The organism is Rhizobium sp. NZLR11 (assembly GCF_019685115.1).
Taxonomy (GTDB): Bacteria; Pseudomonadota; Alphaproteobacteria; order Rhizobiales; family Rhizobiaceae; genus Rhizobium.
Genome location: NZ_JABDWD010000008.1, coordinates 219,225 through 245,740 on the forward strand (window position 1 = coordinate 219,225; position 26,516 = coordinate 245,740).

31 protein-coding genes, 1 tRNA gene and 2 pseudogenes are annotated in these 26,516 nt (G+C 60.4%); 19 read left to right on the forward strand and 15 right to left on the reverse strand.

The genetic code is table 11. The annotated features are described in order from the left end of the window. Nucleotides 1-17: 17 nt before the first annotated feature. Both HJB83_RS16540 and HJB83_RS16545 read left to right on the forward strand, forming a co-directional pair. The gene (locus HJB83_RS16540; RefSeq protein ID WP_221117801.1) at nt 18-1,091 is read left to right on the forward strand and encodes a bifunctional transcriptional activator/DNA repair enzyme AdaA; all 1,074 of its coding nucleotides are present in this window, start codon (nt 18-20) and stop codon (nt 1,089-1,091) included. Beyond that, nucleotides 1,088-1,858, forward strand: a complete 771-nt coding sequence (locus HJB83_RS16545; RefSeq protein ID WP_207582681.1) for an isocitrate lyase/phosphoenolpyruvate mutase family protein — start codon at nt 1,088-1,090, stop codon at nt 1,856-1,858. The genes HJB83_RS16540 and HJB83_RS16545 overlap by 4 nt, the downstream gene beginning before the upstream one ends. Before the next feature lie 56 nt (nt 1,859-1,914). Here the strand turns inward: HJB83_RS16545 and argB are convergent, their stop codons facing one another. After that, on the reverse strand, nt 1,915-2,802 hold the full coding sequence (gene argB, locus HJB83_RS16550; protein WP_207582682.1) for an acetylglutamate kinase: 888 nt from the start codon (nt 2,800-2,802) through the stop codon (nt 1,915-1,917). Nucleotides 2,803-2,945: 143 nt separating this feature from the next. Here argB and HJB83_RS16555 point away from each other — a divergent pair, with 143 nt between their 5' ends. The 3 genes from HJB83_RS16555 (at nt 2,946) to HJB83_RS16565 (ending at nt 4,897) form a co-directional block, all read left to right on the forward strand. Beyond that, on the forward strand, nt 2,946-3,485 hold the full coding sequence (locus tag HJB83_RS16555; RefSeq protein ID WP_207584242.1) for a sigma-70 family RNA polymerase sigma factor: 540 nt from the start codon (nt 2,946-2,948) through the stop codon (nt 3,483-3,485). Next, a complete protein-coding gene (locus tag HJB83_RS16560; protein ID WP_207582683.1) occupies nt 3,482-4,201 on the forward strand; it encodes an anti-sigma factor domain-containing protein in 720 nt (239 codons plus the stop codon). The genes HJB83_RS16555 and HJB83_RS16560 overlap by 4 nt, the downstream gene beginning before the upstream one ends. A gap of 141 nt (nt 4,202-4,342) precedes the next feature. After that, entirely contained in the window at nt 4,343-4,897 is a 555-nt protein-coding gene (locus HJB83_RS16565; protein ID WP_207582684.1) for a fasciclin domain-containing protein, read from the forward strand. Between the two features lie 86 nt (nt 4,898-4,983). Here HJB83_RS16565 and HJB83_RS16570 read toward each other — a convergent pair whose 3' ends face one another. The 4 genes from HJB83_RS16570 to HJB83_RS16585 form a co-directional block, all read right to left on the reverse strand. After that, entirely contained in the window at nt 4,984-6,060 is a 1,077-nt protein-coding gene (locus HJB83_RS16570; RefSeq protein ID WP_207582685.1) for a sensor histidine kinase, read from the reverse strand. A 325-nt stretch (nt 6,061-6,385) separates the two neighbouring features. Next, nucleotides 6,386-6,595 carry a cold-shock protein gene (locus HJB83_RS16575; protein WP_003588915.1) on the reverse strand — a complete coding sequence of 70 codons (210 nt, stop codon included), beginning with the start codon at nt 6,593-6,595 and terminating at the stop codon, nt 6,386-6,388. Nucleotides 6,596-6,933: 338 nt separating this feature from the next. Then, complete coding sequence (gene yihA, locus HJB83_RS16580) at nt 6,934-7,587, reverse strand: ribosome biogenesis GTP-binding protein YihA/YsxC (RefSeq protein ID WP_207582686.1); 654 nt, start codon at nt 7,585-7,587, stop codon at nt 6,934-6,936. A gap of 118 nt (nt 7,588-7,705) precedes the next feature. Further along, nucleotides 7,706-8,338: a TetR family transcriptional regulator gene (locus tag HJB83_RS16585; RefSeq protein ID WP_221132427.1), complete on the reverse strand. Its 633-nt coding sequence runs from the start codon at nt 8,336-8,338 to the stop codon at nt 7,706-7,708. 89 nt (nt 8,339-8,427) lie between these two features. Here HJB83_RS16585 and HJB83_RS16590 point away from each other — a divergent pair, with 89 nt between their 5' ends. Further along, nucleotides 8,428-9,084 carry an O-methyltransferase gene (locus tag HJB83_RS16590; RefSeq protein ID WP_207582688.1) on the forward strand — a complete coding sequence of 219 codons (657 nt, stop codon included), beginning with the start codon at nt 8,428-8,430 and terminating at the stop codon, nt 9,082-9,084. A 215-nt stretch (nt 9,085-9,299) separates the two neighbouring features. Here the strand turns inward: HJB83_RS16590 and yidC are convergent, their stop codons facing one another. The 3 genes from yidC to rpmH are packed head-to-tail and all read right to left on the reverse strand — an operon-like array spanning nt 9,300 to nt 11,650. Then, on the reverse strand, nt 9,300-11,093 hold the full coding sequence (gene yidC / locus HJB83_RS16595) for a membrane protein insertase YidC (protein WP_221132428.1): 1,794 nt from the start codon (nt 11,091-11,093) through the stop codon (nt 9,300-9,302). After that, on the reverse strand, nt 11,093-11,494 hold the full coding sequence (gene rnpA, locus HJB83_RS16600) for a ribonuclease P protein component (RefSeq protein WP_207582690.1): 402 nt from the start codon (nt 11,492-11,494) through the stop codon (nt 11,093-11,095). Before rnpA ends, yidC begins: the two co-directional genes overlap by 1 nt. A gap of 21 nt (nt 11,495-11,515) precedes the next feature. Next, nucleotides 11,516-11,650 (reverse strand): 50S ribosomal protein L34, encoded by a 135-nt coding sequence (rpmH, locus tag HJB83_RS16605; protein WP_207582691.1) that lies wholly within the window; start codon nt 11,648-11,650, stop codon nt 11,516-11,518. 417 nt (nt 11,651-12,067) lie between these two features. Between rpmH and HJB83_RS16610 the strand changes: the two genes are divergently transcribed. From HJB83_RS16610 to HJB83_RS16625, 4 genes are all read left to right on the forward strand, one after another. After that, nucleotides 12,068-14,065, forward strand: a complete 1,998-nt coding sequence (locus tag HJB83_RS16610) for a methyl-accepting chemotaxis protein (protein WP_221117795.1) — start codon at nt 12,068-12,070, stop codon at nt 14,063-14,065. 157 nt (nt 14,066-14,222) lie between these two features. Beyond that, complete coding sequence (locus HJB83_RS16615; RefSeq protein WP_207582693.1) at nt 14,223-15,755, forward strand: HAMP domain-containing sensor histidine kinase; 1,533 nt, start codon at nt 14,223-14,225, stop codon at nt 15,753-15,755. 122 nt (nt 15,756-15,877) lie between these two features. Then, nucleotides 15,878-15,954 (forward strand) — tRNA-Arg (locus tag HJB83_RS16620). A 133-nt stretch (nt 15,955-16,087) separates the two neighbouring features. Next, entirely contained in the window at nt 16,088-16,765 is a 678-nt protein-coding gene (locus HJB83_RS16625; RefSeq protein ID WP_259671344.1) for a site-specific DNA-methyltransferase, read from the forward strand. 58 nt (nt 16,766-16,823) lie between these two features. On the opposite strand, the gene HJB83_RS16630 is transcribed toward HJB83_RS16625, so the two are convergent. The 3 genes from HJB83_RS16630 to HJB83_RS16640 all read right to left on the reverse strand — a co-directional run bounded on the left by HJB83_RS16630 (nt 16,824) and on the right by HJB83_RS16640 (nt 18,521). Beyond that, nucleotides 16,824-17,249 (reverse strand): hypothetical protein, encoded by a 426-nt coding sequence (locus HJB83_RS16630; protein WP_207582695.1) that lies wholly within the window; start codon nt 17,247-17,249, stop codon nt 16,824-16,826. 356 nt (nt 17,250-17,605) lie between these two features. Further along, entirely contained in the window at nt 17,606-17,851 is a 246-nt protein-coding gene (locus HJB83_RS16635; protein ID WP_207582696.1) for a DUF982 domain-containing protein, read from the reverse strand. Nucleotides 17,852-17,999: 148 nt separating this feature from the next. Next, nucleotides 18,000-18,521, reverse strand: coding sequence for a hypothetical protein (locus tag HJB83_RS16640; protein WP_207582697.1), 522 nt, complete (start codon nt 18,519-18,521; stop codon nt 18,000-18,002). A gap of 213 nt (nt 18,522-18,734) precedes the next feature. Here HJB83_RS16640 and HJB83_RS16645 point away from each other — a divergent pair, with 213 nt between their 5' ends. Both HJB83_RS16645 and HJB83_RS16650 read left to right on the forward strand, forming a co-directional pair. Beyond that, the gene (locus tag HJB83_RS16645) at nt 18,735-18,914 is read left to right on the forward strand and encodes a hypothetical protein (protein WP_221132429.1); all 180 of its coding nucleotides are present in this window, start codon (nt 18,735-18,737) and stop codon (nt 18,912-18,914) included. A gap of 53 nt (nt 18,915-18,967) precedes the next feature. Next, nucleotides 18,968-19,264: a hypothetical protein gene (locus tag HJB83_RS16650; RefSeq protein WP_207582699.1), complete on the forward strand. Its 297-nt coding sequence runs from the start codon at nt 18,968-18,970 to the stop codon at nt 19,262-19,264. A 27-nt stretch (nt 19,265-19,291) separates the two neighbouring features. On the opposite strand, the gene HJB83_RS16655 is transcribed toward HJB83_RS16650, so the two are convergent. Beyond that, nucleotides 19,292-20,167, reverse strand: coding sequence for a LysR substrate-binding domain-containing protein (locus tag HJB83_RS16655; RefSeq protein ID WP_221132430.1), 876 nt, complete (start codon nt 20,165-20,167; stop codon nt 19,292-19,294). 116 nt (nt 20,168-20,283) lie between these two features. On the opposite strand from HJB83_RS16655, the gene HJB83_RS16660 reads away from it, so the two are divergent. Continuing rightward, a complete protein-coding gene (locus HJB83_RS16660) occupies nt 20,284-20,988 on the forward strand; it encodes an SDR family oxidoreductase (RefSeq protein ID WP_221132431.1) in 705 nt (234 codons plus the stop codon). 7 nt (nt 20,989-20,995) lie between these two features. Next, complete coding sequence (locus HJB83_RS16665) at nt 20,996-21,604, forward strand: pyridoxamine 5'-phosphate oxidase family protein (RefSeq protein ID WP_246762708.1); 609 nt, start codon at nt 20,996-20,998, stop codon at nt 21,602-21,604. 18 nt (nt 21,605-21,622) lie between these two features. Here HJB83_RS16665 and HJB83_RS16670 read toward each other — a convergent pair. Together HJB83_RS16670 and HJB83_RS16675 are read right to left on the reverse strand one after the other, a co-directional pair. Further along, nucleotides 21,623-21,910: pseudogene (locus HJB83_RS16670) on the reverse strand (hypothetical protein); the annotation flags it as partial. A 47-nt stretch (nt 21,911-21,957) separates the two neighbouring features. Next, on the reverse strand, nt 21,958-22,350 hold the full coding sequence (locus HJB83_RS16675) for a hypothetical protein (RefSeq protein WP_246762752.1): 393 nt from the start codon (nt 22,348-22,350) through the stop codon (nt 21,958-21,960). Between the two features lie 259 nt (nt 22,351-22,609). Here HJB83_RS16675 and HJB83_RS16680 point away from each other — a divergent pair, with 259 nt between their 5' ends. After that, the gene (locus HJB83_RS16680) at nt 22,610-23,197 is read left to right on the forward strand and encodes a hypothetical protein (RefSeq protein ID WP_221132432.1); all 588 of its coding nucleotides are present in this window, start codon (nt 22,610-22,612) and stop codon (nt 23,195-23,197) included. Between the two features lie 114 nt (nt 23,198-23,311). Here HJB83_RS16680 and HJB83_RS16685 read toward each other — a convergent pair. Then, nucleotides 23,312-24,007 (reverse strand): annotated as a pseudogene (locus HJB83_RS16685) (class I SAM-dependent methyltransferase); the annotation flags it as partial. A 182-nt stretch (nt 24,008-24,189) separates the two neighbouring features. On the opposite strand from HJB83_RS16685, the gene HJB83_RS16690 reads away from it, so the two are divergent. From HJB83_RS16690 to HJB83_RS16705, 4 genes are all read left to right on the forward strand, one after another. Next, entirely contained in the window at nt 24,190-24,510 is a 321-nt protein-coding gene (locus HJB83_RS16690) for a hypothetical protein (protein WP_207582704.1), read from the forward strand. 191 nt (nt 24,511-24,701) lie between these two features. Then, entirely contained in the window at nt 24,702-25,073 is a 372-nt protein-coding gene (locus HJB83_RS16695) for a cell surface protein (RefSeq protein WP_221132433.1), read from the forward strand. A gap of 154 nt (nt 25,074-25,227) precedes the next feature. Further along, nucleotides 25,228-25,527, forward strand: a complete 300-nt coding sequence (locus tag HJB83_RS16700; RefSeq protein ID WP_221132434.1) for a hypothetical protein — start codon at nt 25,228-25,230, stop codon at nt 25,525-25,527. 309 nt (nt 25,528-25,836) lie between these two features. Next, nucleotides 25,837-26,508: a class I SAM-dependent methyltransferase gene (locus tag HJB83_RS16705; protein ID WP_207582707.1), complete on the forward strand. Its 672-nt coding sequence runs from the start codon at nt 25,837-25,839 to the stop codon at nt 26,506-26,508. Nucleotides 26,509-26,516: the final 8 nt, after the last annotated feature.

Genomic DNA, 26,516 nt, shown 5'->3' on the forward strand with positions numbered 1-26,516 from the left:
GATGCTAGAAAACGGACATGTTTTTCGAACGGCCCGACGATGATACGCTCTATGATGCCCTGATCGCGCGCCGCGCCGATTATGAGGGCCAGGCCTATGTCTGCGTCAAGACGACGGGCATCTTCTGTCGTCTGACCTGTCCGGCGCGTAAGCCGAAGCGGGAAAATACCCTGTTCTTCGAGACGATCGCCGCCTGCATGCATTCCGGCTTTCGCCCCTGCCGGCGCTGCCGGCCGCTGGAGCAGCCGGGCAGGGAGCCGATCGTCGACGTGTTGCTTGCCGCGCTCGACAGCGAGCCGCAGGTTCGCTGGACCGAAGACGAGCTTGTGCGCCGCGGACATGATCCCTCGACGGTGCGGCGCGCCTTCAAGCGGGCGTTCGGCATGACCTTTCATGACATCGTCCGCTACCGCCGTCTCGGGCAAGCGGCCCGGCAACTGGCCGATGGCGCACGCGTCATCGATGCGCAGATCGACGCCGGATACGAGTCTCCGAGCGGCTTCCGCACGGCATTCCAGCGGCTCGTCGGCAAGGCGCCGGCGCTCTCGCAGAACCGCGAACTGCTTTTTGCCGACTGGTTCGACACGCCGCTCGGGCCGATGATCGCGGTTGCCGACCAGACACATCTGCATCTGCTCGAATTTCACGACCGCAAGGCGCTACTGAGCGAGCTCGAGGCACTGCAGAAGCGCGTCCGCTCCTCGGTCGCGATCGGCCGCACGCCGGCAATCGACCGGATCGAGACGGAGATCCGGGACTATTTCGAAGGGCGGCGCACGGTCTTCACGACGCCATTGGCGCTCGGCGGCACGCCCTTCGAAAAACATGTCTGGGCAAAGCTCATGGATATCCCTGTCGGTCAGACCCGCGCCTATGGCGATCTTGCAAGGCAGATGGAAAGGCCGGAAGTCGTGCGTGCCGTCGGCCGCGCCAACGGCGCCAACCAGCTAGCCATCATCGTGCCCTGTCATCGCGTGCTCGGCGCGGATGGATCGTTGACCGGCTATGGCGGCGGGCTCTGGCGCAAGCAATGGCTGCTGCGGCATGAAGAGAAGATCAGCACACAATCAAAGATGGAGGAGACAACATGAACCAGACTGAAAAGGCCAAGGCATTCGGCGCGCTGCACCGCAAGGGCAACCCGGTCATTCTTTACAACATCTGGGATGCCGGAACGGCCAAGGCGGTGACGGAAGCCGGCGCCAAGGCGCTGGCGACCGGAAGCTGGTCGGTCGCCGCCGCTCAAGGCTATGGCGACGGCCAGAAGCTGCCGATGGAAGTGCTGCTTGAGACGGCACGCTCGATCGCCGCCGTCAACGAACTGCCGCTCTCGGTCGATTTCGAAGGCGCCTATTCGACGGACCCTTCAGGTGCCGCGGCCAATGTGGCGAAAGTGATCGAGGCCGGCGCCGTCGGCATCAATTTCGAGGATCAAAAGATCGGCGCGAGCGGCCTTCATCCGGTGGAGGCGCAGGCGGCCCGCATCCGCGCCATCCGGGAAATGGCCGAGGCGAGGGATATCGATTTCTTCATCAACGCCCGCACCGACCTGTTCCTTCAGGAAGGCGACGGCTCCAGGCATGCCGGTCTGGTCGACGAGGCAGTCGAGCGTGGCAAGGCCTATGCAGCGGCAGGCGCCAGCGGCTTCTTCGTGCCCGGCCTCATCGAACCAGCGCTGATCGAGAAGATCTGCGCCGCCTCCAGCATGCCGGTCAATATCATGATGAAGCCGGGCGCGCCCGAACCGGCAGCGCTCGGAAAGCTCGGCGTCTCGCGCATCAGCTACGGCCCGGGGCCATACCGGGCCATGATGGAGAAGCTGAAGGAAGCCGCGGCGGCGATCTATAGCCCGCTCTGATTTCGGCTCCAGTCTTGGAAGATGCGTCCCTTCGCCGGTGAAGGGCGCAACCTCGATCAGGGGACGATCAGCGTTCCGACGCCGTGCTCGGTGAAGATCTCGAGCAGGACGGAATGGGCTGTCTTGCCGTTCAGGATGACGACGCCCTGGACGCCGGCCTTGATCGCATCGATGCAGGTCTCGACCTTCGGGATCATGCCGCCCGAGATCGTGCCGTCGGCGATCAGCGCATGCGCTTCGGCGACGGAAAGCTCCTTGATCAACTGGCCGTTCTTGTCGAGCACGCCGGGCACATCGGTCAGGAAGAGCAGGCGGGTGGCGTTCAGCGCGCCGGCAATGGCGCCGGCGAAAGTATCGGCATTGATGTTGTAGGTGGCGCCGTCGCGGCCGGGTGCGACCGGGGCGATCACCGGGATCATCTCGGAGCGGGCGAGCAGATCGAGCAGCGTGCGGTCGACCTCGACCACCTCGCCGACGAAGCCGAGATCGAGCACGCGCTCGATGTTGGAATCCGGATCCTTCACGGTCTTGCGCGCCTTTTCGGCGAAGACCATGTTGCCGTCCTTGCCGCAAAGGCCGATCGCCCATTCGCCGGTCTGGTTGATGAGCGCGACAATTTCCTTGTTGATCGAGCCGGCGAGCACCATCTCGACGATCTCGACCGTCTTCTGGTCGGTGACGCGAAGCCCGCCCTCGAATTTCGATTCGATGCCCATCTTGCTCAGCATGGCGCCGATCTGCGGGCCGCCGCCGTGAACGACGATCGGGTTGACGCCCGATTGCTTCAACAGCGCGATGTCGCTGGCAAAGGCCTTGCCGAGCTCGGGATTGCCCATGGCGTGGCCGCCATATTTGACGACAATCGTCTTGTTCTCGTAACGCTGCATGAAGGGCAGCGCCTTGGCCAGAAGCCGTGCCTGCAGTTCGCTTTCGGACTCGTTCATGGGGACCCCGCAGAATTGTTCTCGGCCTTTTATCGCAAGTTTCTGACAGAGGGAATAATCCAGAGGGCAATAGTTTTTCGTATCTGGCGCGGAGCCGGTGGTCTTTACCGTCCGGCGCACGCAAGTATGATATGAGGAACGGCATGCAAGGCGATGAGATTGCAGACCTGATCGGCCGCGTCGCGCTCAGCGACCGCAGGGCTTTTATTGCCCTTTACAATCAGACCGGGCCGAAACTTTTTGCCATCTGCCTGCGTATCTTGAAGGATCGCACGGAAGCCGAAGAAGCCCTGCAGGAAGTCTATATCAGCATCTGGCAAAGGGCCGGAAGTTTCCAGGCAGCCACAGGTTCGTCCTCGGCGTGGCTTTCGGCGATTGCCCGCAATCGGTCGATCGATACGTTGCGGTCGCGCAAGCCTATCGCCGACGAAATCGACAGTGCCTACGATCTTGCCGATGCCGCACCCGACCCGGAAATGCAGACGGTGACGAAGGATGAAGGAAGGCGGATTGACACCTGCATGGAAGAGTTGGAAGCTGATCGTGCGGTCGCGGTGAAACGGGCTTATGTCGAAGGGCTGAGCTATCAGGAACTGGCTGATCAGTTTGGTGTCCCGCTGAACACGATGCGGACCTGGCTCAGGCGCAGCCTGTTGAAACTGAGAGAGTGCATGGAACGATGACATCGCCCGACAAAAGCAAGGGAGACCGCTCCCGCGACGAGGTTCTCGCCGGCGAATATGTGCTTGGCGTCCTCTCGCTGCAGGACCGACGGGTGGTGGAAGAGCGCATTCGCCACGATCGGCCCTTTGCCGCGATCGTCAGCCGCTGGGAAACCAACCTTTCCGCCTTCAATGACGAGTATGAAACCGCCTCGCCAAACCGGGAAACCTTCAAGCAGATCGAGGCGCGGCTTTTCGGCGATGCTGCAAAACCCGCATCCTTTTCGCAAGGAATCTGGAATTCGGCGGTTTTCTGGCGCTCGCTGAGCTTTGCCTGTGTCGTCGTCGCCGTCAGCGCCGTTATCTTCGCCTCCGGCGTGGTGCCGCAGCCGCAGGGGCCGACACCGCTGGTGGCCTCGCTTTCCGGCCAGAACAGCGCCATCAATCTTCTCGCCTCCTACGAGCTGCAGAGCGGCCGGCTGAAGATCGTGCCGGTGGCCGCCGGCAAGCCGGAGGAGAAGTCACTGGAACTCTGGCTGGTGCTGGGCAGCGGCCTGCCGAAATCGCTCGGCGTCTTCCAGCCGGGCGAGAGCGGCGAACTCGTCATTCCCGCCGATCTGCGCAGCCATCTCGCCGATGGTGCAACGCTTGCCGTCAGCCTCGAACCCTTCGGCGGCTCGCCGACCGGCCAGGCGACCGGTCCGGTGATCGCAAGCGGCGCCTTGCGCCGGCCATGATTGGGCGCCGGTCGTAAATCGCGCGCCCATAAAATCATTTTCTCCCAACTGAAACTCTTTGGCGCAAGCCTCCGTAGTTCGAAATGTCCGGACGACGCTCAGGCATAAAGCCCGCGGATGGTGTCCGGTGAGGAGAAAATCATGATCAAGTCCGTATTGCGCGGTTTTGCACTCGCGACCGCCCTATCCGCTGTCGCCTTTGCCGCCGCCAAGAACCCGGAAGTCGGCGGTGCGGCGATGTTCGCCACCAAGAACATCATCGAAAACGCTGTCAATTCGAAGGATCACACGACGCTGGTCGCAGCCGTCAAGGCGGCGGGCCTGGTCAGCACCCTCGAGGGCAAAGGCCCCTTCACCGTCTTTGCGCCGACCAACGAAGCTTTCGCCGCCCTGCCGAAAGGCACGGTCGAGACGCTGCTGAAGCCGGAAAACAAGGCGACGCTCACCAAGGTTCTGACCTGCCATGTCGTTGCCGCCGATGCGATGGCCAAGACCGTTGCCAAGATGATCAAGGATGACGGCGGCGAGCACGACATCAAGACCGTCGGCGGCTGCGTGCTGAAAGCCAAGGAAAGCATGGGCAAGATCACGCTGACCGACGAAAACGGCGGCGTCTCGCATGTGACGATCGCCGATGTCAAACAGTCGAACGGCGTCATCCACGTCGTCGACAAGGTGCTGCTGCCGAAGATGTAAGTCTGCGTATGTCGGCAGAGGCGTGGGGCGCTCTCCGGGGCGCCCCAAACACAATGAGAGAGGCGCCAGCGTCACTGATGAGGTGGCTATCGGGCCGCTTCGGCTCTCCGGAAAACGAGTGTGACACTCATGCCGGTGCCGGGGGACGAGGTTACTTCGACGTTAGCGCGGGCGTTCTGTTTCAGGGACTGCACGATCATCGCGCTCAGCTTTCCCGGGTGCGGCCAATTCACATCTTGAGGAAGACCGACCCCATTATCGGCAACGGTGATCCTGCAGCCGGTATCGCTGACGACACAGCGGAGCGTGATCTCTCCGCCGTCACGCCCCACAAAGGCATGTTTCAGCGCATTGGTGAGGAGTTCGTTGATCACCAGCCCGGCGGGCATGGCCACATCGACCGAAACCGGCCAGGTATCGACCTTCATGTCCAGCCGTATGCCTTCCACGGCGTGGGCAGCCATCACCGAGGCGGCAATCTGGCTCACATAGGTGCCAAGATCGACTGTGGCGCCTTTCTCTTCGTCCGACAGCGAGCGGTACAACAGCGCCAAGGCTTCGATCCGCCCGGCAAGCCGTGCAAATCTCTCGCTTTCCTCGCTCTGTTGTGCATTGCGCGCCTCCATCCGGATCAGCGCCGTGATCATCTGAAGATTGTTCTTCACGCGATGCTGAAGTTCGCGCAGAAGCACATCCTTCTCGGTCAGCAGCTCGCCGAAGCTCTGATCCGCCGCCGCCTCATTGCGCGCCGCAAAGGCTACCAATCGGAACAGCGGGGTGTCGTCATCGTCGACGATGGTATTCGACCAGACATCGATAATGGTCGTGCTGTCAGGTTCGGCCACCAGGGAGAACGCGCCAATATACTCTTCCGCAGAAGTCACGGCGGCTGTCAGCGTCGCTCCTCCCGATATGGCGGTGGAATCCAATTCGATCTCGGTCCAGGCTTTTCCCTGGACCTGCGTTGCGCTGAGCGCCGTCAGCCGTTCGAACTCGAGATTGACGTAAATCAGCGCCTCACAGTTATCGAGTTCGGAGACGGCCACAGCAAAGGGGACGTGATCGAGAAAGTGTCGAAACCGATCGTCATCAAGGGCTTCGGCCAGATGGGGCAGGTTGCCGACGCCTTCCGGCGAAAGCGGCTGGTCTTTGCTATCAGTCATCTAACTACTCGCGCACGCGGCTGCTCTTGCACAGCATGGGATGGAGGGTTGCTTTAAAAACTTCGCGGACGCAAGTGCAAACACTGCCGGTCAGCCTATGCAAGCAGTTTCATACTGCGAGGATGATTGACGTGATCCGACCCTTGATTCAGGCCAAACCCGGAAATTGCGCCAGCAGCCACCAAGCATAATTTACGCTCGGTCATTTCAGGGGCTCGATGCACGAGCGAAAACAAAAAGGCCAGGCAAATCGCCTGGCCTTGAATGGATAACGTGCTTCCGGCAGTGCCAGTACATCCGTGGTCAAAGGAAAGCAGATATCGATTTAAGCGTTCTGGAGATTGCAAGCGGACATCTTGCCCGACTTGTTGTCACGCTCGAGATCGAAGCCGATCTTCTGGCCTTCGACGAGTTCGCGCATTCCGGCACGTTCGACGGCGGAGATGTGAACGAAGGCGTCAGCGCCGCCATTGTCAGGCTGAATGAAGCCGAAGCCCTTGGTGGAGTTGAACCATTTAACGGTGCCAGTGGTCATGATGAACCCTTTCATAGCAATATTGAAGAACCGCAGCGCCAGGGCGATGCGGATGATGATAGCGATTTTTGAAAGGAAGTTCGTTCAGGCCGCGGTGCTAATCGCGCGATAACCAAGCCAGCAAGCAAAATTCGATAGCCGCCATCTACCGCAACCAACCCGTATCGTCAACCGTTAGTTTTTCATCGATGAACAACTCAACCTGTAGATGCTCCTTCGGCCTTTGCACCAAATAGGACTCGGCCGCGTGAAAAGCCGAGAATCCGGATATGCCGGAAGCGAGCTTTGGAACGAGCCAGACTCACGCGTCGCCCCAAATACCGCAGCCGGGCGCCGTTCTATTTCCAGCGGGCGATGCCGACGGTATCGCCGATCGCCTGGCGCAGATCGTCCAGGCCGTCGCCCTTTTCCGATGAGGTGGACAGCACGCCGGGATAGGCGGCCGGGCGCTTGCGGATCTTTTCCGCGGTCTCGGCAAGCAGCTTCGGCACAGCGGGCGCCTTGATCTTGTCGGTCTTGGTCAGCACGATCTGATAGGAGACGGCCGCCTTGTCGAGCAGATCAAGCACGTCATCGTCGTTCTTCTTGATGCCGTGGCGGCTGTCGATCAGCACATAGACGCGCTTCAGCGTCGCGCGGCCGCGCAGATAGTCGAAAACCAGCTTGGTCCACTTGTCGACCATCTCCTTCGGTGCCTGCGCATACCCATAGCCCGGCATATCGACGATCGCCATTGGCGGCAGGTCGCCACCTTCGCCGGAAAAGCCGTCCGGAACGAAATAATTGAGCTCCTGCGTGCGCCCCGGCGTGTTCGACGTGCGCGCCAGACCTTTCTGGCCGACCAGCGCATTGATCAGCGACGACTTGCCGACATTGGAACGGCCGGCAAAGGCCACTTCCAGCGGCCCTTCCGGCGGCAGGAAGTTGAGCGACGGCACGCCGCGGATGAAGATCCATGGGTGGCCGAAGAGCGGCTTTTCGTTTTCGGGCATGCGGGCTCTGCAATCTCCGGCTTCTGTCTCTTACCGGGCTTCGTGGTTTTGAAGGAAGATGTCAAGCTTCGAGGCGGTTTGCAGACCATTGCTTCCTTCCCACGCACGGCCTTGCGGGTCACCGCGTACTCAGGCTCAGAAGATAGGCGCAAAGCATACCGGCCATCGCATCCGAATAGGCGTCGACCTCTTCGGTCTTCCGCGGTCTTTCAGAAAATTCCTTTCCGACGGTCGTCAGGGTCGTCATGATCAAGTCGCCGGCCAGCACGCGGGCAGCCTCGGGGAGGGCGGGAAGCATCTCCTTCAGGAAGTCCTCGATCACCGGGTCGCCCGCCTGTCGTGCCTCCTGGGCCTCCGGCGCATCCCTGTAAAGCGGGGCAGCGTCGCCGAGCGCCACCCGCACCGCGGCTTCTTCGCACTCCGACCGAATGAAGGCCCGAACCAATCTACGCACCCGCCGAAGCGGCGGCTCCGATCGGTCCTTCAGGATCTCATTCAGCAGATCGGTGGTTTCTCGCCACTCGTCGCTCTGCAGCCGGAACAGGATCGCGGCCTTGTTCGGAAAATATTGGTAAAGCGATCCAACGCTGACGCCGGCTTTTTGCGCCACGCGTGCAGTGGTGAAGCGGTGCGCGCCTTGCTGCGCCAAAACCTGAACAGCGGCCTGCAGAATTGCCGAAACGAGCTCGTTCGAGCGCGTCTGTTTAGGCTGTTTTCGTGAGGAAAGTCTGGAGCTTGGGCGGTCGGTCATCTCTAGGCTTCCGGATGCGATTAGCGAATGTGACGAATTAATCGTATTTTCCCGATCGGCACAACAACGCTCTCGATGAAGGATTTGATATGACCACTTTAACGACCGCTCCGCTTGCACCGCTGCTCGACCAGCTTTTCGATGAAGCCGACAAGGCGACCAGCCCCGGCCTGGCGGCACTGTCAGAGGCGGAGCGAGATCGCCTCTTCCACAGCAAGGCGGAATACCGCAATTTCTATGGCCTGGTAAAGGATCTCTGGCTTCCGGTGTCACGCCAGACCGGAGAGTTGCTCTACATGCTGACACGCAGCAGTGGAGCACGCGTGATCGTGGAGTTCGGCACGTCGTTCGGCATTTCGACGCTCTATCTCGCCGCCGCACTGCGCGATAACGGTGGCGGCCGGCTGATTACCACCGAGTTCGAACCTGAAAAGGTCGCCAAAGCACGGCAGCACCTCCAAGCCGCAGGGCTCGCCGATCTTGTCGAGTTTCGCCAAGGCGATGCGCTTGAAACCCTCGGCGACGATCTTCCGGGCAGCATCGATCTGGTCCTGATGGACGGCGCAAAGTCGCTGTATCTGGAGATTTTGCAGATCCTGGAAGGCCGCCTTCGCCAGGGCGCAATCATTATCGCCGACGATGCGGACGCCTGCCCGGAATACCTCGGTCACGTGCGCGCACTTGGCAGCGGTTACATGTCCACACCGTTTTCCGAAGACGTCGAACTTTCCCTGCGTGCCGCCTAGAACAGGATGATTTTAGGCCGGCTCAGCCTAAAATCTGAATCCTGTTCTAAATTAAATAGTAGAGCATGATGCCGTCCGAAAACCGCACACACTTTTCGGCATCATGCTCTGAAGCCAATGTCGGCATAGGATCATTTTTACAGATCCGAAAAGAAAAGCCCCGCCGAAGCGGGGCTTGTCTATCGCACTTTGAGCTGCTGCGATCTGCAGCGGCGTCATTTCGATGGCGCCGGTTTTCGTCGGAACAGACCCTTCAGATTGTCGAAGAGTTCGACCTTGACGCCGTGGCGCTTCATGATCACCGACTGCTGGGCGACCGAGAGCGTGTTGTTCCAGGCCCAGTAGATGACCAGGCCGGCCGGGAAGCTTGCCAGCATGAACATGAACACCAGCGGCATCCAGGTGAAGATCATCGCCTGCGTCGGATCGGGCGGTGTCGGGTTCATGCGCATCTGCAGGAACATGGTGACGCCCATGATCAGCGGCCAGACGCCGAGATGCAGAATGGTCGGCGCCTGGAAGGGCAGCAGGCCGAACAGATTGACGATCGTCGTGGGATCGGGGGCCGAAAGGTCCTTGATCCAGCCGAAGAACGGCGCGTGCCGCATCTCGATGGTGATGTAGATCACCTTGTAGAGCGAGAAGAAGATCGGGATCTGCAGCGCCACCGGCCAGCAGCCGGCGATCGGGTTGATCTTCTCTTCCTTGTAGAGCTGCATGGTCGCCTGCTGCAGCCCCATGCGGTCGTCGGCGAATTTCGCCTTCAGCTCCTCCATCTTCGGTTGCATGCGCTTCATGTTCGCCATCGAAGCATATTGCTTGCTGGCGAGCGGGAAGAACAGCGCCTTGACGACGATGGTGGTGCACAGGATCGCCACGCCGAAATTGCCGAAGAAGCGATAGAAGAAGTCCATCAGCTTGAACATCGGCTTGGTGATGAAATAAAACCAGCCCCAGTCGATCAGCCGGTCGAACTTCGGGATCGAATAGCTGGCCTCGTAGCCGTCGATGACAGGGACTTCCTTGGCGCCGGCGAAGACGAGGTTCTTGAGCTCGATCGATTGGCCCGGCGCAACGGTGAAGGCATCGTCCTTGTAGTCGGCCTGATAGCGTGGCTGGCCATCGGTAAAATGCGAGAAGCGCGCTTCATAGGCAGCACTCTGCGGCGGAATGATCGTCGCGGCCCAATATTTGTCGGTAATACCAAGCCAACCGCCGGTGGATTTCGCCGGCATGACAGCTTCCTTCTCGGCGGCGACATATTTGGTTTCAACGAGGCCGTCCTCGCCGATGACGCCGATGAAGCCTTCATGCAGGACGTAGACGGAGGGCGTCGTCGGCTTGTTGTAACGTGTGACGCGGCCGTAGGAGGAGAGCGAGGCGGGCGCCTGGCCGGCATTTGCGATCTTGTCGGCGACGGTGAACATATAGCGTTCGTCGACGGAAATCGTCCGCGTAAAGGTCAGGCCCTTGTCATTGGTATAGGAAAGCGTCACCGGCGTCTTCTCGGTGAGCTTGGCGCCCTCGGGCGCCGTCCAGAGCGTCGAGGCACCGGGAACGTCGCCGGTGGCGTCGCTGCCGATATAGCCGAGCTCGGTGAAGTAGCCGTCCTTGGTTTCGGCCGGGCTGAACAGGGTGATGGTCGGGCTCGAGTCGTCGACGGTCTCGTGATAGGCCTTGAGCTTCAGGTCGTCGAGCCGGGCGCCGGCAAGGTTGATCGAGCCGGAAAGCGCAGGAGTATCGATGACAACGCGCGGAGTCTTTGCGAGCGCCTGTTCGAGCGTCGCCGTGGCGACGGCCTGACCGGAAGGCGCTGTGCCATTCGTCGGGGCCGGCGTCGCACCGTCGGCTGCAGGCTGCTGCACCTGTTCGGTCTTCTGCTGCGCCTTCTGGGCTTCCTGCGCCTTGCGCTGGGCCTCGATGCGCGGGTTCATATAGAGAAACTGCCAGCCGAGGACGATCAGCACCGAGAGAGCGATCGCAATGAAGTAATTGCGGTTTTTTTCCATCATACGTTCCTGGGGCGTCCGTCTCCGGAGCGCCGGGGTTTCGGCCTGGTTTCCACGCGAAATTTCAGTTCCGCGGCCAATTCTTTGAAGGACGCTTTAAGCACGTCCCTGCGCGCGACAACCACATAGTCGTGTCCGGGCTGCATTGCAAACCCCGCATGAAGCCGCACCGCCTCTTTCAGGCGGCGGCGCATACGGTTCCGTTCGACCGCGTTGCCATGTTTTTTGGTGACTGTGAAACCGACACGGGCTTGGCTATCGGGTTCCTTCCGGTCGAGGACTTCGAGAAGGAAGAAGCCGCCACGGCGTTTCTCGCCCTCGCGCGCGGCAAGAAACTGCGGGCGGCTCTTCAGCCGCCCGACAGCGTGTTTTTCTTCTTTGGTCGTCAATTCGCCCGCCATCTTTTCTCGGGCAATCCGGCCTTAAGCCGAAAGACGCTTGCGGCCCTGCGCGCGGCGGGCAACGATGACCTTGCGGCCACCCTTGGTGGACATGCGCGCACGGAAGCCGTGGCGACGCTTGCGAACAAGCTTGGATGGTTGGTAGGTACGCTTCATTTATTTAAACACCGCGGAGTGCGGCCCTTCTTGAATTTGCATAGTGCAAGGAGCGTTGTTTTTCGAACGGGCGAGCCATGAAAGGCTGAGTGACCGGACGTGCGGCGGCTTATACGGATGAAGCCTATGAAAGTCAATTATACCGGATAATTTCACTTTGAGCCGCCGGCTTGACAAGTATTTTCGCACTCTGGTGTTAAGAAATCCGATCTGCCCCAACTGGTTGTGGTTTTGCCGCAGCCGGATATCATAGCCCCGGTTCTCAGGGGTTTCCGCGTCCCAACCAAGGTCAACATGGATAATTTTCCGTCGCCATAATCGTAAACATTGGAAATCTAACTTTAATAACTTTCGCCGATATTCGGATCATCGGCTGGAATTTGCTTTCCAGGCAGTGGCATAGCTAGGAGACAGTGCATGAAGATCCGCGGCAAAATTAATCTGCTGGTATGCGTGATGGGCGCGGTGGCGCTTTTGATCGGCGCAACGGCACTGTCGGCCATGCACGAATACAATCGCAACCTGACCGCTTATGAGGAGGCCGCCGCCCGCGCCTATGCCGGCGAACGGCTCAACCGTTTCGTAACCGCCGTGGTCATGGAAGCGCGCGGCATCTATGCCGCCAAGACGATCAAGGACACGCCGAACTTCGCCAAGGGCATCATGGCCGATCTCGAGGAGATCGATAAGGTCATCGCGGGCTGGGCGCCGCTCGTCACGGCGGCTGAGAAGGATGATTTCGCCAAGCTCGTCGCCCGTGCCGCGGAATTCCGCACCTTCCGCACCGAAACTGCCCGTCTCGGCACCGAAGTCGGCCCCGAGGCCGCCAGCGCCCAGGGCAATAATGACGCCAACCGCGCCAACCGCAAGGCGTTCCAGGCCGAAATCGACGCGGTGGTCGCCACCGACAAGGCAGCGCTCGAAACCGTCAACACCGAGATCGAAAGCTTCCGCACCTGGGTGCTGATGCTGGTCCTCAGCATCACCGGCATCGGCATCGCCGTCGGCATCGGCATGGGCTTCTATATCGGCACCAGCCATCTGAGCCGCCCGATCAAGCGCGTCACCCGGGCGATCAACGAGGTCGCCAGCGGCAATTTCGAGGCCGAGGTTCCCTTTGCCGGGCGCCAGGACGAAATCGGCGAGATGGCCGCAGCCGTCGCGGTGTTCAAGGCCAACGGCCTTGCGATCAAGCGCCTGAACGCCCAGGAGGCGGCGATGCGCGCCAAGAGCGACGACCTGCAGTCGAGCATGTCCGTCGTCGTGGCTGCGGCTGCAGCCGGCGACTTCGGCCACCGCATCAGCAAGGACTACGAGGACGAGAACCTCAACCGCTTCGCCGGCAACATCAACACGCTGCTGTCGAGCGTCGATGCCGGCATCGGCGAGACCCGCCGCGTCATTGCAAGCCTTGCCGATGGCGACCTCACCCAGACGATGAACGGCAACTTCCAGGGCGCCTTCGCCGAGCTGCAGCAGAACGTCAACAACACCTTCGTCACCCTGCAGGCGACGATGCGCGAAGTGCGCCAGACGACGGAAGCGATGAACGGCAACACCGCCGAACTGCGCAATGCCAGCGACGACTTGTCGAAGCGCACCGAGCAGCAGGCCGCCGCCCTCGAACAGACCTCGGCGGCACTCGATCAGATCACCGCCGTCGTTCAGAATTCCACCGAGCGGGCGCATGAAGCCACCATTATGGTGTCGGAAGCCAAGGACAAATCAGGCGCTTCCGGCGTCGTCGTCGGCAATGCCGTCGAGGCCATGGGCCGCATCGAGCAGGCATCGCGCGAAATCAGCCAGATCATCAACGTCATCGACGAGATCGCCTTCCAGACCAACCTGCTGGCGCTGAACGCCGGCGTCGAGGCGGCACGCGCCGGCGAGGCCGGCAAGGGCTTTGCGGTTGTGGCACAGGAAGTGCGCGAGCTCGCCCAGCGTTCGGCAAAGGCCGCCAAGGACATCAAGGCGCTGATCACCAAGTCGGGCAACGAGGTGCAGGTCGGCGTCAAGCTCGTCCAGGCGACCGGCGAGGCGCTGGCCGAAATCGGCACCCGCGTCATCGCCATCAACGATCATATCCATTCGATCGCCACGGCTGCGACCGAACAGTCGACCGGCCTCAAGGAAGTCAATACCGCCGTCAACCAGATGGACCAGGTCACCCAGCAGAATGCTGCGATGGTCGAAGAGACCTCCGCCGCCACGCACAGGCTTTCGGCCGAAGCCGGTGGGCTGGTGCGGCTGATTTCCCGCTTCAAGCTGTCGGATGATGCACCGGCGCCTGTGGCGCTTGTCCGCAACGAGCCGCAAAGGCCGGTCGCCTCGCCCGCCCGCCGGGCGATCGCCAAGGTCGCCCGCGCCTTCGGCGGCAATGCGGCCGCCGCAGAACAGAGCTGGGAAGAGTTCTGATCCTTATCGATTGTCAGCACCTTGAAACGCCGCCTCCCTCCGGGCGGCGTTTCTTTGTGACGACGTGACGCTGTTCGCAAAGATTTGAAAGCGGAGCCGTTTGGTCTAATATAGAGCGAGAGGGCGGCTGAAGTGCCGCCGTTCGTGCGAGACCAGAATGCCGGTACAAGATCAGGGCGACAATCCTTCAGCGGAAATCCCCGCGGCCGGCGAGGCCGCAAGGGCGCCGTGCCCGTCTGCCGGCATGTTCGGCGGCATGTTCGGCGGATTGTCGGGCAAGCTGCTCTGGCTCACCGTCTTCTTTATCATGCTCGCCGAAATCCTGATCTTCTTCCCCTCGGTCGCCAGCATGCGCATCCGCTGGCTGGAGGACAGGCTGAACACGGCCGCTGCCGCCGCCATCGTCATCGATGGGCTGCAGCCGGTCGAGCTGCCGCGCGCGTTGCAGAAGGAGACGCTGGAGGCGACCGGCACCAAGGCGATCGTGCTGCGCAAGGATGGCACCTCGCGGCTGCTGGCGACGACCGACATGCCGACCTCGGTCGACGAGGCCTATGATCTCACCGACGTGCCGCCGGCAACGGCAATCCGCGATGCGCTCGACACCTTGATCTTCGGCGGCGGCAGGATGATCCGCGTCTACGGCCCCGTCGGCGACACCAATACCGGCGTCGAGGTGGTGATGAAGGACAGGCAGCTGCGCACGGCAATGTTTGCCTATTCCCGCAACGTTCTCCTGCTGTCGGTGCTGATCGCGCTGTTCACCGCGACGCTGATCTTCTTTGCGATCAACCGCATCCTGATCGGCCCGATCCGCCGGCTGACCGGCAGCATGCAGCAATTCTCCTCCGATCCCGAGAACCCCGCCCATATCTATATCGGCGATGGCGGCCGCGACGAACTGGCGGTCGCCGGCCGCAACCTCACCTCGATGCAGATGGAGCTGCAGAAGACGCTGAAGCAGCAGAAGAACCTTGCCGCTCTCGGCCTCGCCGTCTCCAAGATCAATCACGACATGCGCAATATCCTGGCCTCGGCGCAGCTGATGTCGGATCGGCTGGTCGATGTCGATGATCCGATGGTCAAGAGCTTCGCCCCGAAGCTGCTGCGTACCATCGCCCGCGCAGTCGGCTATACCACCGAGGTGCTGTCTTACGGCAAGGCGAGCGAATCCGCCCCGCGCCGCCGCCATGTCCTGCTTTTGGAACTGACCCAGGACGTCAAGGACATGCTGGCGATCGATCCGCAAAGCGGCATCGAATTCACCGAGCAGATCGGCGCCGATCTTAAGGTCGATGCCGATGGCGAGCAGCTGTTCCGCGTCATCCACAATCTCTGCCGCAACGCGCTGCAGGCGCTGACCGCACCGGGCGAGGGTGCCCCGGGCGCGGTCAGGCGCATCACCGTCGCCGCCCAGCGGGTCGGCAGCGTCGTCAGCATCACGGTTGACGATACCGGCCCTGGCATGCCTCTGAAGGCGCGCCAGAACCTCTTTGCCGCCTTCCGCGGCTCCGCCCGCTCCGGCGGCACCGGCCTCGGCCTGACGATCGCCCGCGAGCTGGTGCTCGCCCATGGCGGCACGATCGCGCTTGTGGAAAAACCGACGGTCGGTACCCAGTTCCGCATCGAGATCCCCGATCGCCCGGTTTCGCTGGAGGATTACCGCAGCCGGACGCACATCGAAAAGTGACCGGATTTCGTAAGTCGTGGCCACAAACTGTTAAACGCGCGATTTTTTCCGAAATGCTCTTGCATTGTCCCGAAGGACGCTTTAGAGGATCGCCCACGCAAGCGGCACCGCCGCAATTGCACGCACCCGTAGCTCAGCTGGATAGAGCACCAGACTACGAATCTGGGGGTCGGGCGTTCGAATCGCTCCGGGTGCGCCATTTTCCTTTTTATCAGCTTTAATTCCGCTCGGCTCCGGAAGGGTAACGTCATCTGACGTGTTCCTCTGATACTGTGCGTAACCGACCAGCATTTTTCCCATAGTCCCAACGGAGGACGTGGGCCCGATGGCAGTTGTCTGCGGAGGAAGTTTACCGTGGCAATTTCAGAATTATTGACGGTCTCCAATCGACATCAATTCCCCTGCCGGACTTTCAGAACGGGGATGAAATCAGGTTTCCCGGCGCTTTGGTGTCGGCATTGCTTGATCGGTTTACAAAACCAGGAGACGCCGTTCTCGATCCTTTTGTGGGACTGGGAACGACTTTCTTTGCCTGCGAGGAGAGGGGCAGGATTCCTTATGGGATAGAAGCCGACCGGCAGAGATGTGAATGGGTCAAGGAACGCATCACGACAAAGCATCATCTGCTCTGCGGTGATAGCGCAGAGCTGGCAGCCTTCGATTTTCCCGAGATGGATTTTTGCATCACATCGCCGCCATACATGCCCCATTGGCATAAATGGAACCCGCTTTACAACGGCGATCCGGATTATGATGGCTATGACGTTTATCTGAAAAGAATGCAGGAAATATACGGCCGGATCTGCAAACGCATGAAGACAAACGCTTACCTCGTCGTTCAGGCCGACAATCTGACCAACGAACAATTCTCCCCCCTTGTCTGGGATCTAGGACGAGCTTTGTCGGAGGTTATGACGCTTGAAGGGGAAATTATGGTGAATTGGTCTGATACAGTGGAAAGCGGCAACCGGTTCACACAGTGCCTCGTGTTCAAGAATGCAAGCGGATGAAATCAAGTTTGCCGCGACGGCCGCTCCAGTCTGTGCCTCAAGGCAGCGAAGCGAAAAACTATTGCTCGTCCGGATGGTCTCTCAAATAGTCTTCCCTTTCTTTCTTCCCGAACAAGGATGAGTAATAGCCGCTGCAAACCAGATATGAGCACTCGTCCGGGTTGCCCGTTTGCCATCCCGGCTGGCAGAGGACGACGCGACGGAATTTGGCGTTGCAAAGTCCGTGGTTTGCCAAGAGCCGCGGGTCGTTTCCGAAATACGCGCTTATGGCGTCCTTGTGAGTCCATGCAGGAACGGCTTTCCAATCTGCGGCGCCGCCCTCATCGCTCACATTGGCGATCGCACAGAACGACCAATTCGAAATCACGACCGGCTGATCGCAGGGAAAGGCCTGGACGGCGCTTCCCAGCAGGATCGAAACCAATACCAACAGCCGCTGGCCATAGACCATCGCGCCCTTCTCCGTTATGCCGACCTTTCGCATCCTGGCCTCCACCGCGTGCAATTACCTGTCATCATCTGACGGGATCAGGCAATCTCAAAACCGCCCTAAGATTTTTTTCCTAGTTCACGAAATGTTCTTACGCTAGATTGCTCGCCGTTGCAACCATGGAATGTTGAAGAATCTTGTGGCGATTGGCGATGCGGGCGCTTGGGCCGGTCTTTTCCCTCCGCACGCGTGAAAAACCAGTTCTTCTGCCCTTTCCCGGAAGGACGTGCTGGCAGCCAAGGTGAGGGCTGATCAACCGGCGGGACAAGAGCCGTACCAGTTGCCGGAAACCGCCGGCGCGTGCCCCTTGGTGGAGGCATCAAGCCCAACAGAGGCCAAATGCCCTGGCCCTACTCCTTGATGGGGATTCCGGCTTCGATCGCAGCTTCGATAAAGGCCTGCCGCGCCTCTTCCCGGTTTCGTTTGCCCGACATGACATCAGCGCAAACCGCGCACGCCCGATCCAGGGCCGGCCCATCCTCGGTCGGCCAGTCTTCAACCAGCGCCCATGTAGCGGCCTGGGTCGTCTGGATGACCACCCACTGATCCGGGCCTTCAAGGGCGAGTGTCACCGGCTTCTTCCAAATGGTTTGCATTGTCTCAGGACCTCCGCTGCGTGCTCTCTGCCGCCTCCTCACATAAGGCGGTTTAACCCGCGTGGCGAGGCGAGGGTGTGAGCGAGATGTTTTTTTCAAGCGCAAGCAGCGAGTCTGAAAGATCGCGACGCCCTTTCGGTGGCGCTTCTCAAAATTCTTGGGCGAATTCACACGCCAGCAATGTTTTACCCGGCAAGGCCTCCCCCTGGCGGGCGACGATCGAGATCTTTCCAGGCCCGGCAAGTCCCGCTTCGGGCTGCTGATCGGCCGGAAGCTCGCGCGAATAGCCCTTGGTAGATGTTCCGAGCAGGTCCGAACTCTCCGGCTTCAACCCGTATTTTGCGGCCAGATCGTCAGCGCGTTCTCCCTCGACCAGAATCCCGACCGCGTTGCTGGAAAAGAAAACCTCGGTCGATTTGAAGCCGTCGCGGCCGATCTGGTTCGGAATCTTGTAGATCGCCGCACCGAGCGACGAGGTGTTTGGCTTGGCCAGAGCTTCCGCGGCGTCATAGATCTCCATGGTGGATGTCATCGAATAGGGTGGTTTGCACAGCGCCGCGTCAAAGAACTTGTTATTGGCCGGAGCGGCCATGACGCCTTCGGCTTGAAATGCCGCAATAGCGACGCCTAACGAGAAGGCGGCGTAGTGAATGAATTTGGCGTTGTGCATGTCATATTCCCGAAAGTAACTGCAGCTGGTCGCATTCGTGTGCGAATTTCCAGATGCTTAGGGGATTCGGAACGGTATTGCCACCTTGAGTTTAGTTTTCGGCCTTTTCGAAAGTGCCACCAGATGTTTAATTGCAGGTCGCTGTCCGGCTCGGATGGAGCGGCTTCGCCTGTCGAGAAGAGCATTACAGTCCTTTACGACGGCAGGAGAGCCATGATCGCAGCCTATATCGATGAAATCATCATGTTTTGCGCCGGCCTGTGGATGACCCTCGTGGGCCTTGGTTATCTGCCGTTGCCTGGCTACTCGGCGAAACCGCCTCTGGTTCATCACTTCAAGTGGATGGGTCCCCTGCTGCTCGTCATTGCCATCGTTCTGGCCGCTGCCTCGTAGGTTCGCCATTTTGGATATCGGAGAGGCTTGCAAGCTCAGGCTGGAGTGAACCAATGAACAATATGATGGCCTGCCCATCGTGCGGATTGGACAAAACAGAATCGATCGTGCACCTCGGTTCGTACATTCTTCGATGCGCCGCCTGCGGCGAAGCAATCGTCGCGACATCATCCATGGGCATATTCGAGTCGGATCACGCGTTTTCAGCCTTTGCCGATCCGGGTCCCGGAAAACACCCTGCTCCAGAGATGCTCATCGCTCGTGGACCGCTTCGGCAGATCTCAACGACAACCAGCGGCGCGGCGCGTAACGGAACGCTGATACGCCTGATCCCTGAACCCAAGGATTGAAATCCGACTTGGCGTCGGTTTACCGGTTTAACCGACCGACAGCCTCGCCGCGCACCAATGCCATACCGCATCGACCGCCTTTCGCGGTGATGACGAACGTTTGCGGATAAGAAAATAGTCGGGTTCGATGGTCGTCGTCGCATCCGTCACCTGCACCAGCCGCCCGGCCTCGAGATCCGCCGCCACGAACGCCCGGCACGCCAAGGCGACGCCCTGGCCGGCGAGCGCCGCATCGAGCGCCAGCGTCGTGTGGTTGAACACGGCACCCGGCAGTTTCTCGCGCGATCGCAGGACGAGCGGCCAGGGACTGACTGCGTCATGCAGAAGCGGCAGCTTGCGAAGCTCATCGGCCGTCAGCGGAAGGGGCAGGTCCTTGACCAGATGGGGGCTGGCGACGGCGACGAGGGTCTGACGAAACAGCAGCCTTGCTTCCAGCGAGGCCGGAAAAGGCGGGCGGGTCAGCCGCACCGCAATGTCCACCTGATCGCGGTCGAAATCCGACAGCGCCTCGGTGGCGACCGTTCGCAGTTCCACGTCGGGAAGGGCCGCCTTGAACTCGGCGAGGCGCGGGATCAGCAGCTTGGCGGCGACAGTTGGGGTTACGCTGATCGTCACCGCGTCCGGCCGAGCGAGAAGACGCCCGGTCGCCTCACTGAGCGTATCGAAAGCGCGGGTCACATCCGCAAGATAGGCCGCGCCCTGCGGGGTCACAGCCAGGCCGCGCGGCAGGCGCTGAAACAACATCAGGCCGAGTTGATCTTCCAGCGCGCGCACCTGCTGCGCGACCGCACCCTGCGACACTCCCAGTTCTTCGGCGGCGGCGCGAAAATTCAACCTGCGGCCCGAGACTTCGAAGGCGCGCAGGGCGTTCAGCGGCGGCAGCTTGCGGCGGGGTTGCATCATTGATTTTTCCGGGGGCTTTCCAGTAGATTTTCTACAGTCTGACACGTTTCTTTCTGAGGCGAAAGTCTGCGCTGTCTCTGGCATACTGCTTGGCAATTCAACGATTGGAGGCTCCGATGTCTAAAGAAAAAGTCGCTCTCATTACCGCAGGCGGTTCCGGCATGGGTGCCGCCGCTGCAAGGAAGCTGGCCGCGGATGGCTATCGCATTGCGGTGCTCTCCTCGTCGGGCAAGGGCGAAGCGCTTGCCCGGGAATTGGGCGGCGTCGGCGTCACCGGCTCGAACCTGGTGAACGACGATGTCAAGCGGCTCGTCGATCTGGCGATGGAGAAATGGGGGCGGATCGACGCGCTGGTCAATTCCGCCGGCCATGGGCCGCGCGCGCCGATCCTCGAAATTACCGATGAGGACTGGCACAAGGGCATGGAGGTCTATTTCCTCAGCGCCGTGCGGCCGATCCGGCTGGTCACGCCGATCATGGAGGCCCAGGGCGGCGGCGCCATCGTCAACATCTCGACGGCATGGGCTTTCGAGCCGTCGCCGATGTTCCCCACCTCGGCGTTCGCCAGGGCTGGGCTGGCGAGCTTCACCAAAATCTTTGCCGATACCTATGCGTCGAAGACCATCCGCATGAACAATGTCCTGCCCGGCTGGATCGACAGCCTGCCCGCCACCGACGAGCGGCGCGACAGCGTGCCGATGGGTCGCTATGGCACGGCCGAGGAAATCGCCGCGACGGTTGCCTTCCTGCTGTCTGAGGGCGCCGGCTACATCACCGGCCAGAACATCCGCGTCGATGGCGGCATTACCCGTTCCGTCTGAGCCGGCCATGCAGACAGATCATGAAGCCGTGCCACTGAACCTCGCCGATATAGATGCTTCGGCATGGCGAGAGCTGGAAACGGCGGCAGCAAGCCCGCAGTCGGGTTTCCGGTTCTTGAGCCTCTGCTCCGTCGATGCGGGGCAGAGGCCACAGGCGCGCATGGTGGTCTTGCGGCGCGCCGACGGATCATTGCGGGTTCTGGAATTTCACACCGATACGCGCAGCCCCAAATGGCGGGAGCTTTCGGCAAATCCTCATGCCACGGTCCTCGGCTTCTGCGCGCAGACGCGGCTGCAGTTTCGGCTTCAGGGGATAGTCGAACTGCACGCCTCCGGCAGCGACCGGGCCAAAGCAGCCTGGGACAAGCTCTCCACCTGGACGCGGACGACCTATGCCGGCGGTCCGCCCGGGGACGAGCGTGCCTTTGACGCCATCGACGCGGCAGCTCCATCCAAGCTTGCGGATGAGGCGGAGGGAAAGCCGCATTTCGGCCTGTTGATCTTTCGCGCCCGGACGCTGGACTGGTTCCAGTTGCGCCAGCAGGACAATCGAAGGGCGATGTTGACCTATGACGAGACGAGCGCTCTTGCGGCCTGTCGATGGGTCAATCCATGACAGGCGCCGGTGGCGCCCTCACGGGCGCAATCGGACGATAATCGAAGCCCCTGGAATCCTCAACTGCTCTGCCATCGCCTCTAAATCTTTCCCATCGGTTCCCGCCAGCACAATGCGGCCATCCATGATCGGCTCCCTCATCCACGGTTCCATGACGATCTTGTCATTGATCAGCAACTGCGTTTGCCGTCCCAATGCCGCCTGCGTGAAATCGCGGAATTTGGCGGCGCTTTCCGGGGTGAGCAGGATATTCAGACCCTGATCGTAGGATACTGGGGACCGGGCGAGCTCCGCGCTCTTCACCCTGACTGGCCTCTGACATTGAAGGGTAGGCGGTGGCCTTCCGGCTGAGATCAGCCCCCATCCGGTACTCTTTTCCATGAGGCGCCATCGCAAATGCGATAAGAGCATTTGTCCTTGTCGCCCTCATCCCATCCCGGCCAGCAGATAACGACGCGGTGGAACTTGGCGTTACAAAGCCCGTGATTGGCCAGTGCACGCGGATCATTTAAGAAATACGGGCTTATGGCTTTGCTACGAGTCCATTCAGGCACGGCCTTCCAATCTGCGTCGCCACCCTCTTCGCTCAATGAAGCGATCTGACAGGACTTCCAGTTGGACAGCACGATGCGTTGATCACAAGGAAAGGCATGGATGGCGCTGACAAGAAATATCGAAAGCGATGCCAGCAACCGCTTCCCGTAAATGCCGATCATTCGCCTCGTCTCCTGTCGCCTGTGATGCATCACTGTCAACATTCTAGCAGGAAGACCTCGGTTATATAAGATCAAAACTAAGAATATTTTCCTAGTTCATGGATCGTTCTTGCGCTAGGTTGCCCGCAATTGCAACCATGGAATGCCGGATGTTGAGCAAATTTTTCCCTATCGGCGAAGTGATCGCCTGGACGAGCCGCGGCCGTCGCCCCCTTTATGAACAGAGTTCCCGGCCTCGCAGAACATACGTCTTGCCAAAGGATAGGCCGGCAATGAGGGCAAGGGGCTGATGGTGGAATTCAACCCGCGCGACAAGAGCCGAACCAGCGCCGGAAAGACGCGGGCGATGGTGCGCAAGCATACCGCTCCGCCCGGCAGGTGTGATGACGGCAGCCTTCGCTGGCATTGGCTGACGATCCAGTTGCTGGAATCGCCGGCTTTCACGACATTGAGCGCCAATGCCTGCCGAGCCTTCTTCCGCATCGTCATCGAGCACACCTCGCACGCCGCCTTGGAAAACGGCAAGCTTGTCGTGACCCATCCCCAATTCGTGTCCTACGGCGTCACCGGCGAATACGTTGCCGATGCGCTCGATGAGCTGGAATATAAGGGGCTGATCAAAGTTCGCCGCGGCCGGGCAGGCAGCGGGGTCGCGCATCCCAACCGGTTCACGCTGACATTTGTCGGCGACCATGAAGGTGCGCCACCCACCGATGAGTGGAAGCGGTGCACGGCTGAAAACTGCCGGAAATGGTCCGAGATCGACCGCAAGCTTGCCGCCGACAAACGCGGGCATGTCGGCAGGAAGAAAAAAATCCCACTTCGGGATCCCGAAATACTGCCGCTTCGGAATCCCGAAATCCGCCGCGCTTCGTGAACTGTGACCCTCAGGAAACATTGAATGGTTTCAATGCCGCAGCCAATTTCGGGATTCCGAAGTGCTATATAGAGTTTGGTGGGAGTTGCCCTTGTTTTGATGCACGTCGTTATCCCGAAGGCACTTTGCCACGATCAGAAACTCCGTCTCCCGCCCGCCGATCCTTCCGGCAGAAACTGTGCGAAGCAGCAGGCCGAAGGCTTCGTAGAGCCAATAAAGCGGGGGAATCCGGTCCTTGAGCGCATGCACCTGCGTCGACACATACTCGCCGACGAAGACGATATCCATGCCGAGTTCCTTCAGTGTCCCGGCAATCTCCGAATGCGATGCTTCTGCGGCGTGCTCGACGCGAAAGGGGGCATAGCCGGGCTCGCCGGCGTTTTTCTGCCGCAGGACGTAGCGATAGAACAAGACGTGGCTCCACCAGGGCGTCAGGTCGGTGAAGATCCCTTTGGCTGAACTCAGGATCGGACCTTTCACGAACACCAGGCCACCGGGAGACAGGGTATCATGGGCTCTCAATAAGGCAGAGCGCGGGCTTTCCAGATGCTCGAGAACATCCCAGAAGACACAGGCGTCGAAGTGACGATCTCCGTAGTCGATGGTTTGCGCATCGCCGAGGATCCGTTCAGAAGCGTCCCGGTTCTTCTCGAGCTGCTCCTTCGAGATGTCCAGGACCGTATATCGGGCCCCCTCCAAGCGGATATGGGTTCGAGAGCCGCCCCCAACCTCAAGGATATCTGCGTTGATCTTGCTGGAAAATGCTGATCGCGCGTGCGACAGCGCGTCGTTCACCCACGGCGAAGCCATAATCTTTCTCCCCCGGAGAGATTAGTGTCTACACCCATAAGTAAGCATTAATATAATATTTAAGCAATATTTAAACTTCTGCGCCGCTGCACACTTCTGGCCGACATGCTCTAGTTTCGCGCAACCTTGCTGACGTAAGCGCAGATCTGATGATCTCAGAGGCGGTTCGGCCGGAGGAATGCATGACGATGGGAATTTTTCGGGCTCTGGCTGCCCTGGGGATGATGACGGCGCTTGCCGGCTGCATCGACCATGCCAATGATCCGGTCCTCCTGGCGGTCGGCGTGCCGGTCAATCCGTCTGCTGTTGCGCACGGCATTTGCATGACCGATGGCAACGCCATGTATGACGAGGCGAGGCGACAATATCAGCTGCGCGCCCAGCTGACCGGCTATGCCCAAGCCGATGATCTGGAGGCGGAAACGATTGCCCGTGCCGCGGCCCACCGGCAATATGTCGCCTGCCTCTCTGGCCAGGGCTATCGGACATTATACGCGAATTGAGAATAGAGAATTCACCTTTCCGCCCCAGCGCCGTTTGAGCCCTTCCGCCGATCGCGACTTTTCACGTTTTTTGGCGTTTCAGTCACGCCGGATCGCCTGCAATCACGAGTTTAGGAAGTTGCATGCGAGCCCGGAACTCCGCGGGTGGGCAAGGCATTGTCATCAGGTAAATCCACTAAGGAGGGTTTATCATGAAGATGCTCAGACTTGCCCCTTCCACCGTCGCGCTCGGCGCCCTTCTCGCCCTCGCGTCGATTGCCCCAGCGCAGGCAGCCCCCGTCCAGGCGGTTCGGCCGCCCGATGTCCAAGCCGTAAAAATGGTGCAATATAAACCAGATGCCGGGTCCTGGCATGGCTATCAAGGCTCTCGCAGCGAGCGGCCCGGCACCCGCCGCCATTCCGACGGCTACTGGTATCCGCTTGCCGCCTTCGGCGTAGAGGCCGGTACCACGGGCTCGATCGTCCGCCAGCCGGCGAACCGACCTGCAGCCCCGGAAATATGCAACCCTACGTTCTCAGGATCGATCGGTCCCGGCAGTATGCCCTGCGACAACGGCTATTGAGCCGGCAAATGAAAGAGGCGGCGATGAGCCGCCTTTTTCTCGATCATGGGGCCGCTCACATATCCGTGACCTCGGCTCTGGCGCCGTAGATTGTGACAGATCGCCTTCCTAACTCCGGGGCGTAAATTCGCTGAATCCTCCCAAGGAGACGACTATGACAACGACTTTCAAGACCGGCCTGATGGCCGCTGCCCTCGGTGCGATCCTCGGCCTCTCGGCCTTTTCAGCCGCGGCAGTTCCCCTCCAGTCGAGCGCGACAGAACAGGGTGCAACCCGACGTCCGGTTGCCCAGCAGGAAACCAAGGTTGAACATGACAGGCGCACGACCGGTTCGATCGGCGAGCGCGCGGAAAGCATGGGCTCGACACATTATATGATGAGCCCGAAAAAGCCCCTCAACATGGATTGTAAGCTCGGCTTCAACCCGACGAGCAGCTCTGGCTGCAACTATTGACGAAGCGCTCGGCCCTTCGCCAACGCGATGTGGGCCGATTTTGTTGACCAGCCTGGAGGCGGCCTTGGGCCGCCTTTTGCATTGAGGATAGCGGTCTGCCGGATTCGGCCCGTCGTTGCTCGGGTCCCCTATTAAATCTTGCGTTAACTGCAAAAATGCAATAAATACAAAATTACGCCTGCTCCCGACCGAAAATTCGCTGGGATCGCCTGTTCAGGCGGGTGATTGATGCCTTTGCCTTGGAATTGCCATGCTCGCCGCGATGGTCGTTTTTCATAATCAATCGAATTTCAAACAGGTGGGATAATCATGACCGCAAAGGCTGCATGCTCCGATTTCCTGCATTTTTTCCGCTCATGGATCAGCAACCCGCTTCGGGTCGCAGCCATCGCGCCGTCGGGCGATTCGCTTGCCAGGATCATGACCAGTGAAATTGCCGCACTCGACGGGCCGATCATCGAGCTCGGCCCCGGCACCGGCGTTTTCACCCGGGCGCTGCTGGCGCGCGGCGTCAGCGAGGCGGACCTGACCCTGATAGAATACGGTCCGGAGTTCATCACTTCGCTGCAGGCGCGGTTCCCGACGGCGCGCGTGCTGCAAATGGATGCGGCCCATCTCGCCCATGCCGATATTTTCGAAGGCGAACCGGTTGGCGCCGTTATCAGTGGCCTGCCGCTTCTGTCCATGTCGCCGCGCAAGATCACCTCGATCCTGGCCGGCGCTTTTGCCTATATGCGGCCGGGCGGAGCGGTCTATCAATTTACCTATGGCCCGCGCTGCCCGGTGCCGCGGCCGATCCTCGACCGTCTCGGCTTGAAGGCGGTGCGCATCGGCGGCACGGTGCGCAACCTGCCGCCGGCCTCCGTCTACCGGATCTCCCGCCGCAAGCCGCTGGAGCTGTCGCGCGAGCGCTTCAGCTATCGTGAGAGCGAGACTGAACTCGACGATGTCGCCGCCTTTTCCAACGAAACCGGCGGCTGAACGATGAT